Source organism: Chryseobacterium sp. Marseille-Q3244 (genome assembly GCF_940807095.1).
GTDB lineage: Bacteria > Bacteroidota > Bacteroidia > Flavobacteriales > Weeksellaceae > Chryseobacterium.
Genome location: NZ_CALNWX010000001.1, coordinates 569,178 through 582,535 on the forward strand (window position 1 = coordinate 569,178; position 13,358 = coordinate 582,535).

The following is a 13,358-nucleotide window of genomic DNA, read 5'->3' on the forward strand; positions in this document are numbered from 1 at the left end:
AGAAATTAAAAGCACATCTATGGGTTTAAAAAATATAACTAAGCCTACAAAGAAAAAGCTGATTTTCTTTGTAGGCTTTCTCTTTATAGGTATTTTGATATTCATTTCAGGCGAAAAGAAAGAGCGAATTGTACAAAAATCTCCTGTTCCTGCAGATAGCTCACAGGTTAAGAAACATTTGGTCTCACTTACCCAAACTCCAAAGTTCCGGAATCATAAAAATGTAGAGCAGCTGAATGCCATTGCAGAGTATATTCATCAGACTTTCAATACCTATAGTGACAGTATAGGCTTTCAGGAATATAAAGTAGATGGAAAAGAATATAAAAATGTAATCTGCTCCTTTGGGACTGAAAATAGCAAAAGAATTATTATAGGAGCTCATTATGACGTTTGTGGAGATCAGCAGGGTGCAGATGATAATGCGACCGGAGTTACGGCACTTTTGGAACTGGCAAGAATGCTTCAAAAACAGAAACTCAATTATAGAGTAGATCTGGTGGCCTATACCTTAGAAGAACCTCCATATTTCAGGACTGAAAATATGGGGAGCTATGTTCATGCAAAATATTTAAAAGACAACAATATAGACGTCTATGGAATGGCCAGTGTAGAAATGATTGGCTATTTCAAAGATGAACAAGAATCCCAGAGCTTTCCTATAGGAATTCTCTCCTGGGTTTATGGAAATAAAGGAGACTTTATTACTTTGGTTAAAAAATTTAGTGGAGCAGGACCGTTTGTTGGAAATTTTATAGATCACTTCAAAGATTCCCATCAGATAAAAACAGAAACATTCCCGGCCCCGAAGTTTGTAGGTGGTGTAGATTATTCGGATCACCTGAATTATTGGAAATTCGATTTCCCCGCCCTCATGATTACTGATACTTCCTTTTTTAGAAATAAAAATTATCACCAAACAACTGATACTCTGGAAACTCTGGATATAAGGCGAATGACGAAGGTTATTGATGCTATTTTTCTAAGTATTATTCACCTTAAGTGAAAAAAATAGTTGGATTATCAGAAAAATTAATATATTTGCACCTGAAAATCAAGTTTAACCAATTAAAAACAACGAAGCAAATGTTCAGAACTAATCAGAATTCTACAGTTGGATTACCGCTTACAGTGGTAGGGCTTCGTGGTTTGGTACACTCATAGAATAACAGTACAATGAAATATCAACACCCGAAGCCGTAAAGGTTTCGGGTTTTTTATTGCGCAATATTTCAAAACTCAAATTTAGTTTCCCCCGAAATCTTTTTAAGTGTTATTAAGAACTCAATAGGATGAGGTTTTATTCTCAAAACTATGACAGTTCATCATTATTAATTCAATCAACTAATATTTTAGTTGATTAGGAAAATAGACTAAGATCAAATTCAATATTTTGGATTTTGTATCTGATATCTTGTGCCTTACATGGGAGATGATAACCTTCTGTCTTACCGGCTGAAAAGCTTAAGAAGCAGAAAAAGAACAATAAAAAAAGATGTAGAAAAACAGATAAGAAAAAAGTTTAAACGTAGTAAAGAAGTTTCGAAAATGTTAAGAAACCTTCCATTAATTCCTCTTGAAAATCCTTACCAATTAGGATTCGTGAGATTCTTTGTTGTAAGAGATGATGTCATGAGGAGTGGTGATGGAGAGTTTTTTGAAGGACTCTTGAAGAAAATCAATACTTACATGTATTCTGAAAGCCGCCAGTTTTTAAAAAAGAAAAGAAAATTTGGCCGAAGAATATATGTAGCAAGAGAACAAAAACTCAATCGTATTTCTTCATACTTCTGGAACTGTCCAAAATTTGGACTTACACCAAAAGAAAGGCAATATTTTCTGAAAAAAGAAGAATACTGTCCTTTTCGGAAACGCAATGAAACCTACTACAAATTTACTGATCCGTGGAGATTTATCCTAAGGACAAGACCTCACATGATTACCCATCAAAAGCCTATAGATGCAGAACTGGAAAAAGAGAAAGCAGAACTATATGCGTATTTGGAACAGTATAAAATTGTGGGAATCCTTCAGAAAAAAATTTACGGAAAATCTAATCCATGGAAAATGGAATATGAAACAGATCTTATCAAAAGCAGGAAATATGTTACCTGTACAATGTCTGCAACAGAAATTGCAGAAAGTTTTTTGGACGATACGTCCATAATTTAAAACAAAAAAAATGGGAAATTTAAAACTAAAAGGAAAAGATATATTAAAACTGGGCTATCCAAACAATCAGAGCGTAAACGTAGCCCTGGAAGTGATGAAGAGAAATTTTGCAACGAAAAATATCCATTATGTGAAATCTCTTCTGAAGGATATTTTGATTCATCCGGAAAATTTTGAAAAAGATTTAACCTTCGGACAGATTGCAGAAACGCTGCTTTCATCTAAAAAAACAGAAAAACGAATGTTGAATGCACAGCGTGCAGCATTTGAGATTTTCGGGAACAATATTTCAGAGGAAGCAAAAAATCAGCTGTACACTGCATTGAAACTTCCGGTTTCTGTTCAGGGAGCACTGATGCCTGATGCTCACAGCGGTTATGGCCTTCCAATCGGCGGCGTTTTAGCGGTAGAAAATGCTGTAATCCCTTATGGAGTAGGTATGGATATTGGATGCAGAATGAGCCTTAGCATTTTAGATACACCAGTTTCATATCTGAACGGTGCAAGGGATAAATATGAAAAAGCTCTTGCTGAACATACAAAATTTGGAATGTATGAGACTCACAAATCTCATATAGATCACGAAATCTTCGACAGAGATGCATTTGACCTGATTCCTATTTTAAGAAGATTAAAAGGAAAAGCCATCAAGCAAATGGGATCTTCAGGAGGCGGAAATCACTTTGTGGAATTCGGGGAAGTAGAAATCACTGAAGAAGATGAACAAATCGGTTTACCCAAAGGAAAATATCTGGGAATCCTTTCACACAGCGGATCAAGAGGATTAGGAGCAGAAATCGCCCAATATTACTCAAGAGTAGCAGTAGAACAGTGCCCGTTGCCTAAAGAAGCGCAGCAATTTGCCTGGTTGGATCTAAGCACGCACCTTGGTTTGGAATATTGGACGGCAATGAACCTTGCAGGAGACTACGCTTCAGCCTGCCATGATGATATTCATAGAAGATTGGTGAAAGCGGTAGGCGGAAGAGTAAAAGCCCGAATCGAAAACCATCACAACTTTGCATGGAAAGAAATTCATAACGGAAAAGAAGTGATTGTTCATAGAAAAGGAGCCACTCCAGCCAATGAAAATGAATTGGGAATGATTCCGGGATCTATGACTGCCAAAGGATTTATCGTTCGCGGAAAAGGAAATCCTGACTCTTTGAATTCAGCTTCACACGGAGCAGGTAGAGCTCATTCAAGAGGAGAATGCAGAAACCTTTTCACCCAAAATGACATTAAAAAAGAGTTAAAACTTAAAGATGTTACCTTAATGGGTGGAAATACAGAAGAAGCACCAATGGCCTATAAAGATATTCATGAAGTAATGAATGCGCAAAGCGAATTGGTAGACATTCTGGGAACATTCCAACCAAGAATTGTGAGAATGGATAGATAATCTCAGTGAAAATCAAATCTTATAGGTTTCAAAAACCTATAAGGTTTAATACGATGACAGATCATAGAGCTGTCAATTATAAACCTTTAACTTAAAAAAAAATGGGAGCACCTCATAATATAAAAAGATATGGAGAAGTCTGGCCGGAATTCAGAATCCTGCTGGGCCTCGAAATTTTAGAAAAACTAAAAAATAAAGTCATCATATCAGGTGGGTGGGCATGGCACTTTATGTCTGTAACAGGACATACAGAATATAAACATGCTCATGACCACAAAGATATTGACGTTTTTGTAAGAAAAGAAAATGTCGCCGAAGTAGTGATGATTCTCCGGCAGGATGGATTTCAAAAAGTCTGGACACGGTACGACCACTTACCTAGCCAGGAAAACTTCAAGCGATATGAGAAAATTGTAGAATTAGAAAATGAAAAATTTCATAGAATCACGATCGATTTTTTTGAAAGAAATGATCTAGATACCATTGAAGCCAATGGATTTACAGTGGTGAAACCTGATCTTTTACTTTCATTCTACAGAAATATTCATTCCAGCGATAAATGCTGGGCAGTAATGGCTGCAAAAGAATTATTACAAAAAGGAATAGATCCTGTTGGACATCCTTTATTAAGCAAAATGCCAACATAACAATGGAAAAATTAATACAGATCACTTCCGGAAGAGGACCTTTAGAATGCCAGTGGGTTGTTTCTAAAGTATTAAAAAGCTTTTTGGAAGAAGCAAAAGAAAACAATATAGATTACGAAATCATTCATCGCGAAAACGGAGATGTAAATATGACCATAAAATCTGCAACCGTTCTTCTAAAAGGGAAGCACGTTAAAGAATTTTTAAAAACATGGCTTGGAAGCATCTGTTGGGAAGGCAAAAGTACATTCAGAAAGCTGCATAAAAGAAGTAAATGGTTCATCGGTATATTCGAATTGGAAAATTTGGAACCGGTTAATTTCAATGAAAAAGATATCAGATTTCAGACAGCCAGAAGCCAGGGAAGTGGTGGACAGAATGTTAATAAAGTAAATACAGCCGTTCGTGCTACTCATATTCCCACCAATGAATCGGTATTTGTACAGGATACACGATCACAGTTGAATAATAAAAAACTTTCTATTATCAGATTAACAGAAAAGGTAATGGGAGTTTATGTTCAAAAGCTGGAAGATAAAATGAAAGAAACCTGGAACCTTCATCTTCAGGTAGAACGAGGCAATCCGGTCCGTACATTTTCAGGAACAGATTTTAAAAATACATATGAGGATAAGTCCTATAAAAAACAAAGGAATATTCTTAAACAGAAATTAAAAAACTACAGCAATGACCTTAACTAAAAATAAATACTATTTTGAAGCCCTGGACTATTTCCCTTACAATATGTCCGAGTGTTTGGATGCTTTGAATTATGCTCTTTCCTATGAACCCGAAGATGCAGACAGCCTTTGTCTAATGGGAAGAGTATATTCAGAGGTCTTGAAAGATTATGAAACAGGAAAAAGATACTTTGAAGAAGCCATGCAGTGTAATATCGGAAATGTAAACACCCCTAAATATTATATTGAATGCCTTTTGAGTAATGAAGATTATGAGGAAGCAGAAAAGCTCATTGAATATGCTCTAAAGATGAAGGGAATAAACAAAGCAGAAATTTTGAACGCTAAATCTCTTTTACTGGAAAGAAAAGGAGAATATAAACTAGCTATGGAAAAGCTTAAAGAAGCAAAGAAATTTAGTTTTTGCAGAAGTTCACTTGAAATTTTAGAGGATAGAGAGAAGCTTCTTCAGAATAAAATGCCTAAAACGAGAATGAGGAAAACTAAGGAAAATGTTGTGTAAATTTAATTTTTGTTTATGAGATTTCTTTAAATATTTTGAATGTTTCAAATAATTGATAGATTTGTTATAAATAAACAATTTTATGAATAGAAAATTATTTTTACTCCCGATTTCGGTAGCGGTTTTTTTTGCCTTTGGTAAAATAAATGCACAAAACTCCACGAAGCTTATTCAGGATTACTATCAAAAAAGTGGAAAATTACTTCAAAAGAATGGTGCCAATGATAAGGTTGGGGTGATTATTCTAAACGAAGATAAGTCACAAAGCCTTGGAGCTCACATCGTGGATGTACAACAAACCTATGACGGACTTAGAGTGTATAATGCGTTAGGAAAAGTCATTGTTAAAGGAGATAAAATTATCTCTGAAAAAAATGACTTCAGCCGAAACGTTGTAGTGGCTCAACAAAATAAAGCCCAAGGAAGGCTCTCTGAAGATCTAATCAAACAAAAATTAGGACTTATTAAAATTTTGGAAATCGATTATTCATCTGATGTCTATTTCGAGAAAAATGGAGTATTTGTTCTTTCAAAGGAATTATTTGTATCAGACGCTCATTCTTCCGATGTATGGCATGTCATTGCAGATGCCAGCAGTGGAGAGATACTTAGTAAAGATAATATGACCCTGAGCTGTCAATTTGATCACAGTTCAGATTCCGGTGAAAAATCTGAAGAGATACAGGAATCTCAAAATATCGTAGATCAACCCGCCTTTTTTAAAGGGACTATTCAGAATACAGCAGGTAATCTGGTTGTCCCTTCTAATGCTTCCTATAATATTTTCCCTCTTCCTCTAGAAGCTCCCACTTTTGGAAACCGTGCTGTTGTAAATAATCCATGGGATTTGACGGCTTCTCCGGAAGGGTGGCATTCTGACGGCACCAATAGCTATACCAATACCCGGGGAAATAATGTCTATGCCTATTCTGATCAGGGTAATACCAATCTGCCAGGTTATTCACCTGACGGAGGCAGTGCCAGAAACTTCAATTTCCCATTTGCAGATGACAGATATGCCGATCCGTTTGCATACAGAGATGCAGCGGTTACCAATCTGTTTTATATGAATAATAAAATGCATGATGTATTTTATAAGTTCGGATTTACAGAAAGTGCTCGAAATTTTCAAACCAATAATTTTACTAATGGAGGAATAGGTGGTGATGCAGTACGAGCTGAAGCTTTTGACGGAAGCGGTCTCAATAATGCCAATTTCAGCTCAGGATATGAAAGAGTTGTTTCAGGGCAAAATCAGGTTTTAGCCCCAAGAATGCAAATGTATCTGTATGATAGAACTCAAACGGCAGATGATCCTATTGTAAGATATCAGTATAATTCTCCGGCTACCATTGTAAGCAGGCCTAAAGTGTTAACCGGGGGAGCCTCATTCGGACCTATCTTTGGCCCTGCAGTTACAGGAGATCTTGCCGTTTCCGTCCCTGCCGATGCATGTATAGCACCCGCTGCAGGAAGTCTTACCAATAAAATAGCCATTGTGACCAGTACAAGCTGCGAATATGGACTTAAAGTTCTGAATGCACAAAATGCAGGTGCCATTGGAGTTATAGTATACAGACCTTCAAGTGATACTCCTGTAAGTATGGGAGCAGGAAATTCGGGGGGGCAAGTAACGATTCCATCTATCAATATTGGAAAAACGGAAGGCGAATTTATGATCGCTCAACTGAATAGTGGGACTACAGTCAATGCCACTTTGAACTTTGATTACAGCGGATTTAAACATTCAAGCTTCGATAACGGGATTATTGCTCATGAATACGGACACGGAATTTCAAACAGACTTACAGGACAAGGATATAGCTGTCTTTCTACGGCCAATACAACAGAGCAGATGGGAGAAGGATGGTCAGATTATTTTGCGCTCATGCTTACCACAAGACCAGGTGATACTTCTGCCCTTGCCAGAGGCGTAGGAACCTATCCAAAAGGACAGCCTATTACAGGAGTAGGGATCAGACCTGCCCAATATTCACCGGATTTCAATGTAAATGGTTATACCTATGCACAAACAAATACAGCAGCTATTCCACATGGGGTAGGATTTATCTGGGCCACTATGCTTTGGGATCTTACCTGGAACTATATTGAAAAGTATGGATACAACAGTGATGTTTTGGCAAGTACAACATCAGGAAATGCAAAAGCGCTGCAAATTGTGATAGATGGATTAAAACTTCAGCCTTGTAGCCCTACATTTATAGATGGAAGGGATGCTATTCTTAAGGCTGATCTTTTAGGAAATGGGGGCGGAGATAAATGCATGATTTGGAAAACCTTTGCAAAAAGAGGATTAGGAGTTAACGCTTCCGCAGGAAGTAAAGTAGTGGCTAATGATCAGGTAGAGGATTTTACCGTACCTGTAGAATGTAACGTTTCATTGGCTACTGATGAAGTGAAAGCTTTAAACAATAAATTTATTGTTTTCCCTAATCCGACTTATGATGAGTTCTTCATTGGAAATATTGACAAATCTTCCCAGGAAGTTAAGATTAAAATGTTCGATATGTCCGGAAAATTAGTGTTTTCAGACGCCAGAGAGTCTGGGTCGAAGAAAGCCATTTCTACAAAGGAATTGCAGAAAGGAGTTTATATGGTTCATATTCAGCAGGGAGATAAAACCCAGACAGAAAAGCTTATTGTAAGATAATTATTGAAATATATTAAAATAATATAATAGAAAATCCGGAGAGAATAAATATTCCTTCGGATTTTTTTATTGGTTGAAAAATAAAATATTTAGTAGAATATCTGTAAAATAGGAAAAGACTGAATAAAAAAACTATAATTCAACAAGGATGGAATAAAGTTTGTGATTTACTAGGGTTTTCTATTGATAATCTTTATTTTAGAGACACCAAAAAACAAACCATGAATAAGAATCTTTTTTTATTGCCCATTTCTGTGACATTATTTTTAACCAGCAACTACACAAGTGCCCAAAACTCTAAAAAACTGATTGAAGATTATTATCAGAAAACTGGAGATTTAATCCAAAAAAGTAATAGGAATAATAATGTTGGAATTGTTATCCTGAACGAAGACGTTTCCAAAAGCTTAAAAGCTAGTATTGTTAATGTACAGCAAACTTATAATGGACTTCGTGTTTTTAAAGCATTGGGAAAAGTAGTGATTAAAGAAGATAAGATTATCTCAGAAAGAAATGATTTCAGCAAAAATCTGGTAGTGGCTAATCAGAAAAAAATACAGGAAAGATTTTCAGAAGAATCATTGAAAGAGAAACTAGGATTATATGAAATCTCCAGAGTAAGATACTTGCCAGACGTTTACTTTGAAAAAAATAAAGTATATGTACATTCAAAAGAATTATTTGTCTCAGATAAAAATTCTTCGGATATATGGCACGTGATTGCCGATGCCAGTACTGGTGAAATATTAAACAAAAATAATAGTACAATTTATTGCCGTTCAGGAGATGATTCACAGGAACATGCCGAACCTGAAATAAAATCAGGACCTCATTTTCCAGTAAATAAAAGTTCAGAAGTGATTCATCCGGTTCATATGCTGACTCCTACTAATGCATCATATAATGTCTTTCCTCTGCCTGTTGAAGCTCCTACATTCGGCTCCAGAACAATTGTAAATAACCCTTGGGATCTAACCGCCTCTCCGGAAGGATGGCATTCTGATGGAATAAATAATTATACCACTACACGAGGAAATAATGTGTATGCATATTCAGACATAGATGATATGGATGTTCCTGGATATTCTCCTGACGGAGGTAGTGCTCTCAATTTTAATTTCACCTTTGATGAAGGAAGATATATAAATCCACTTACCCATCAGGATGCTGCTATCACCAATCTATTTTATATGAATAATAGAATGCATGATATATTCTATAAATTTGGATTTACAGAGCCGGCCAGAAACTTTCAGATAAATAACTTTGGAAAAGGAGGGATAGAAGGTGACGCAGTAAAAGCAGAAGCTTTTGATGGAAGCGCCTTTAATAATGCTGCTTTTTATTCGGGCTACGAATTGGAAACGAATGGTGTAATAGAGTTTGACTCACCTATTATGCAAATGTATCTATGGACCAGAGAACAGTCTGCCGCTGATCCTATTGTAAGATATAAGTACAATTCTCCAGCAACAATAGTAAACAGGCCCATAGTGCTGTCTTCAGGAGCTTCTTTTGGCAATAAATTAGCAACTGGTCAAGAGGTTACAGGTGATTTAGCTCTTTCAGTACCTCTTGATGCCTGTGTAAATGTTGCAGCAGGTAGCTTAACAGGAAAAATAGCAGTGGTAGAGGCTAGTACATCGTGCCCGAATTTAATTAAGTTGAAAAACTTACAAAACGCCGGAGCTATTGGAGCCATTTATTATCATCTCACTTCTGATACTCCTCCTACAATGGGAGGTGGAAATAGCCAGGAATTAACGATTCCTGCAATCATAGTTGGTAAAACAGAAGGTGACTTCCTTGTTAACCAAATTACAGGAGGTGCAATAATTAATACAACGCTGAAATATGATTTCAATGGTTTCAAACATTCAGGTTGGGATAATGGAATTGTTGCTCATGAATATGGACATGGGATTTCTAATAGACTAACAGGAGATGGCTATGACTGCCTTTATTATCCTGAGCAAATGGGTGAGGGATGGTCTGATTTTTTTGCTTTGATGCTTACAACCAGACCAGGAGATACTTCTTCTTTAGCAAGAAGTCTTGGAACATATACAATGAATCAGTCAACAACAGATGTAGGGATTAGACCATCTAAATACTCTCCTGATTTTGCAATCAACAATTACACGTATGGAAAGACTAATTCAGCGATAGGAGCACATGCTGTAGGCTTTATTTGGGCGACTATGCTTTGGGATCTTGCCTGGAAATATATTGAGAAATATGGATATAACAACGATGTGCTGGCCAGTACAACATCAGGAAATGCAAAAGTAATACAAATTGTAATGGATGGTTTGAAGCTACAAACTTGTAACCCTACATTTATAGATGGAAGAAATGCGATTCTTCAGGCTGATGCGATTGGAAATTCAAGTGCTGATAAATGTTTGATATGGAAAGCATTTGCTAAAAGAGGGCTGGGTGTAAATGCAAGTTTTGGAAACATATTTAGCATGAAGGATCAGGTAGAAGACTTTACAATTCCTGCTGAATGTAATGTATCATTGGCAATTGACGAAGCTAAAGTAATAAATAATAAATTTATAGTATTCCCTAATCCGACTTATGATGAGTTCTTCGTTGGAAATATTGACAAATCTTCCCAGGAAGTTAAGATTAAAATGTTCGATATGTCAGGAAAATTAGTGTTTTCAGACGCCAGGGAGTCTGGGTCGAAGAAAGCCATTTCTACAAAGGAATTGCAGAAAGGAGTTTATATGGTTCATATTCAGCAGGGAGATAAAACCCAGACAGAAAAGCTTATTGTAAGATAAGAGTTTCTTTTAATGATAATCAAAAAAATAAGCTTTCATTTGAAAGCTTATTTTTTATTTACAGAGATTAGATAGTCATAGACCATTTGATGTTGGTCATCATTAAGCTTAGCTTTAGGAGCCATTCTGCTTAAAGTGTTGATCCAGCCCTGATTGTCATGCTTGGTAGGCTCAGGCAACTTATGACATTTTGCACAGGAATTTTCAAAAATGGTCTTTCCCTGGGCCAACTGTTCAGATGAGGTATACTTAGGACCTGTTACGGCCGTACTTTTAGGACCGCAGGATACCAGAAATGCCGATGCCGCAATACCGCTTAAGATTAATTTTTTCATACCTTTATTTTTTGTTTGGTGAATTACTTTTTCACAGAAACAATGTAATCATAAACCCATTTGTGCTGGTCATCCGTTAGTTTTGCTTTAGGAGCCATAGCATTCATAATTCCAACCCATTGTACAGAATTATGAGACGTAGGGTCCGGTAGCTTATGGCATTTTCCGCAAGAATTCTCAAAAATAGTTTTTCCCTGAGCCATCTCTTCAGTAGTAGAAGTTAAAGTCCCTGCTGTAGCAGCAGATGTTGAAGCTTTAGGGGTACAGGAAACTAATAGAATCGCAGTGAATGATGCCGCAGCAATGAGTTTTTTCATGTTTCTTATTTTGATAGATAACAAATGTAATAATTTCCGAAACCCGTTGATACACTGTAGTGTAGTTTTAATTTAGAAGAAATAAAAATTGAAATAGTGTGAATAATAGAATGTGAAAAAATCCATTCTCAAGCTTTTCTTCTTCCTTTGGCAATGAACTATTGACCGTTCACTTTTTAATTATTAATTTTGAATCAATGAAATTTTCTACAGAAGAACTTATTGAGGGAATACAATCAGGAAACAAACGTCTGATTGCAAAAGCTATTACTTTGGTTGAAAGTAAAAAAGCTGAGCATAGAGTACAGGCGGAAGACCTTCTGAAAAGAATTATGCCTTTAACAGGGAACTCCATAAGAATAGGAGTAACTGGAGTCCCCGGTGCCGGGAAATCTACTTTTATTGAAAGTTTCGGTAGGTTGGCGATTGCCCAGGGCAAAAAAGTGGCAGTTCTTGCCATTGATCCCAGTTCTTCAATCAATAAAGGAAGTATTCTGGGTGATAAAACCCGTATGGAAGAATTAGCAAAAGAAGAAAATGCCTTCATACGACCCTCTCCAAGCTCAGGATTTTTGGGCGGAGTTGCGAATACCACTTTTGAAACCATGATGATCTGTGAAGCTGCCGGTTATGATTATATTTTAATTGAAACCGTTGGAGTAGGGCAATCTGAGGTTTTGGTGGCCGATATTACTGATGTTTTTCTGTTTCTTAAAATCATTGGTGGTGGAGATGAATTACAGGGGATAAAACGAGGAATAATGGAAATGGTAGATGTTATTTTCATCAATAAAGTAGATCAGGATAATCTTCAAAAAGCAAAAAATACCAGACTTGAATTAAAAAGAGCCCTGGATTTTATTCCGCCAAAAGAAAAAGAATGGAAAATCCCGGTATTATTAGGTTCTGCCTTACATAATGAAGGGCTGCAGGAGATATATGACAAAATCTCTGAGTTTATTAATTTGAAAAAAAAAGCGGGACGTTTTGATGAAATCCGTACCCAACAGGCAGAAAAGCGATTCGAATATTGGGTGCAGGAATATATCCTGTCCCTGATGAAAAAGAGTAATGATGTAGAAGAAGCTTATCAAATGCATAAAAAAAATGCTTCAGAGATGGTTTCCAATCCAAGCACTGAAGCAAAATTATTTGTTGAAAAATTTTTATCGGGAGAAAACAGGGCCTAAAGTTTTTCTTTTTCCTGTTTAACTTCACTTTTAGCGACATATCCGTCATAAGTAATGGGCTGTCGGTCATTACTTTTCATTGAAACAAATGCTTTTCCGTTTTTAAAGATCTCAATATTAATCTCTTCAACTGTGCTCACATCCTTAGGTTTAATCTGAACAGTCCAGGTTCCTTTTTTATTCTGAGATTTATTGATGACAAAATCCTTTGAAGTAAATCTATAGCCGTTTTTATCATTATTACCGAAAGAAGGGTTGAATAATCTTCCAAAATACGGAAGAACTACATCCACATTGCTTTTACTTACATCAATAGTATAATCTCCGGAATTCAGATTCAACATTCTGGTTGAAGTCGAATTGGGCATAGAGTTCATAACATTGATAACATCATAATTTGTAGGATTGGCTCTCTGTGCGTAGAAAGTAAATTCCTGAGAATTCACTAACGCATTTACTATTGTTGGATCTGATGAACCCTGTGATGCACAGCTTTGAAAACTGAATAGAAATCCAAAGATCATCAGAATAGAAATATACTTTTTCATAATCGATATAATTATTAAATTTAAACAGCAAAATGTATGCAAATATATTCCTTCTATAATATTTTGGAATAAAAATTGTTA

The 13,358-nt window shown here is 36.1% G+C and carries 12 protein-coding genes; 9 read left to right on the top strand and 3 right to left on the bottom strand.

Features of this window, described 5'->3' with window-relative positions:
* Positions 1 to 19 precede the first annotated feature (19 nt).
* The 8 genes from NBX25_RS02620 (at position 20) to NBX25_RS02655 (ending at position 10,887) form a co-directional block, all read left to right on the top strand.
* Complete coding sequence (locus NBX25_RS02620; RefSeq protein WP_250252701.1) at positions 20 to 1,006, top strand: M28 family peptidase; 987 nt, start codon at positions 20 to 22, stop codon at positions 1,004 to 1,006.
* Positions 1,007 to 1,548: 542 nt separating this feature from the next.
* Positions 1,549 to 2,172, top strand: a complete 624-nt coding sequence (locus NBX25_RS02625) for a hypothetical protein (RefSeq protein WP_250252702.1) — start codon at positions 1,549 to 1,551, stop codon at positions 2,170 to 2,172.
* A 10-nt stretch (positions 2,173 to 2,182) separates the two neighbouring features.
* Positions 2,183 to 3,574 (top strand): RtcB family protein, encoded by a 1,392-nt coding sequence (locus NBX25_RS02630; RefSeq protein ID WP_250252703.1) that lies wholly within the window; start codon positions 2,183 to 2,185, stop codon positions 3,572 to 3,574.
* 101 nt (positions 3,575 to 3,675) lie between these two features.
* The gene (locus NBX25_RS02635) at positions 3,676 to 4,221 is read left to right on the top strand and encodes a nucleotidyltransferase domain-containing protein (RefSeq protein WP_250252704.1); all 546 of its coding nucleotides are present in this window, start codon (positions 3,676 to 3,678) and stop codon (positions 4,219 to 4,221) included.
* 2 nt (positions 4,222 to 4,223) lie between these two features.
* Positions 4,224 to 4,922, top strand: coding sequence for a peptide chain release factor H (gene prfH, locus NBX25_RS02640; protein ID WP_250252705.1), 699 nt, complete (start codon positions 4,224 to 4,226; stop codon positions 4,920 to 4,922).
* Positions 4,909 to 5,424 (top strand): tetratricopeptide repeat protein, encoded by a 516-nt coding sequence (locus NBX25_RS02645; protein WP_250252706.1) that lies wholly within the window; start codon positions 4,909 to 4,911, stop codon positions 5,422 to 5,424. Before prfH ends, NBX25_RS02645 begins: the two co-directional genes overlap by 14 nt.
* A gap of 82 nt (positions 5,425 to 5,506) precedes the next feature.
* Complete coding sequence (locus tag NBX25_RS02650) at positions 5,507 to 8,095, top strand: T9SS-dependent M36 family metallopeptidase (RefSeq protein WP_250252707.1); 2,589 nt, start codon at positions 5,507 to 5,509, stop codon at positions 8,093 to 8,095.
* Between the two features lie 221 nt (positions 8,096 to 8,316).
* Positions 8,317 to 10,887: a T9SS-dependent M36 family metallopeptidase gene (locus tag NBX25_RS02655; protein ID WP_250252709.1), complete on the top strand. Its 2,571-nt coding sequence runs from the start codon at positions 8,317 to 8,319 to the stop codon at positions 10,885 to 10,887.
* Positions 10,888 to 10,934: 47 nt separating this feature from the next.
* On the opposite strand, the gene NBX25_RS02660 is transcribed toward NBX25_RS02655, so the two are convergent.
* Together NBX25_RS02660 and NBX25_RS02665 are read right to left on the bottom strand one after the other, a co-directional pair.
* The gene (locus NBX25_RS02660; protein ID WP_106918105.1) at positions 10,935 to 11,222 is read right to left on the bottom strand and encodes a c-type cytochrome; all 288 of its coding nucleotides are present in this window, start codon (positions 11,220 to 11,222) and stop codon (positions 10,935 to 10,937) included.
* A gap of 23 nt (positions 11,223 to 11,245) precedes the next feature.
* On the bottom strand, positions 11,246 to 11,539 hold the full coding sequence (locus NBX25_RS02665; protein WP_250252711.1) for a c-type cytochrome: 294 nt from the start codon (positions 11,537 to 11,539) through the stop codon (positions 11,246 to 11,248).
* Positions 11,540 to 11,736: 197 nt separating this feature from the next.
* On the opposite strand from NBX25_RS02665, the gene meaB reads away from it, so the two are divergent.
* On the top strand, positions 11,737 to 12,729 hold the full coding sequence (meaB, locus tag NBX25_RS02670; RefSeq protein ID WP_250252713.1) for a methylmalonyl Co-A mutase-associated GTPase MeaB: 993 nt from the start codon (positions 11,737 to 11,739) through the stop codon (positions 12,727 to 12,729).
* On the opposite strand, the gene NBX25_RS02675 is transcribed toward meaB, so the two are convergent.
* Positions 12,726 to 13,277, bottom strand: coding sequence for a DUF4251 domain-containing protein (locus NBX25_RS02675; protein WP_250252715.1), 552 nt, complete (start codon positions 13,275 to 13,277; stop codon positions 12,726 to 12,728). The two genes, meaB and NBX25_RS02675, sit on opposite strands and share 4 nt — an antisense overlap.
* Positions 13,278 to 13,358 lie beyond the last annotated feature (81 nt).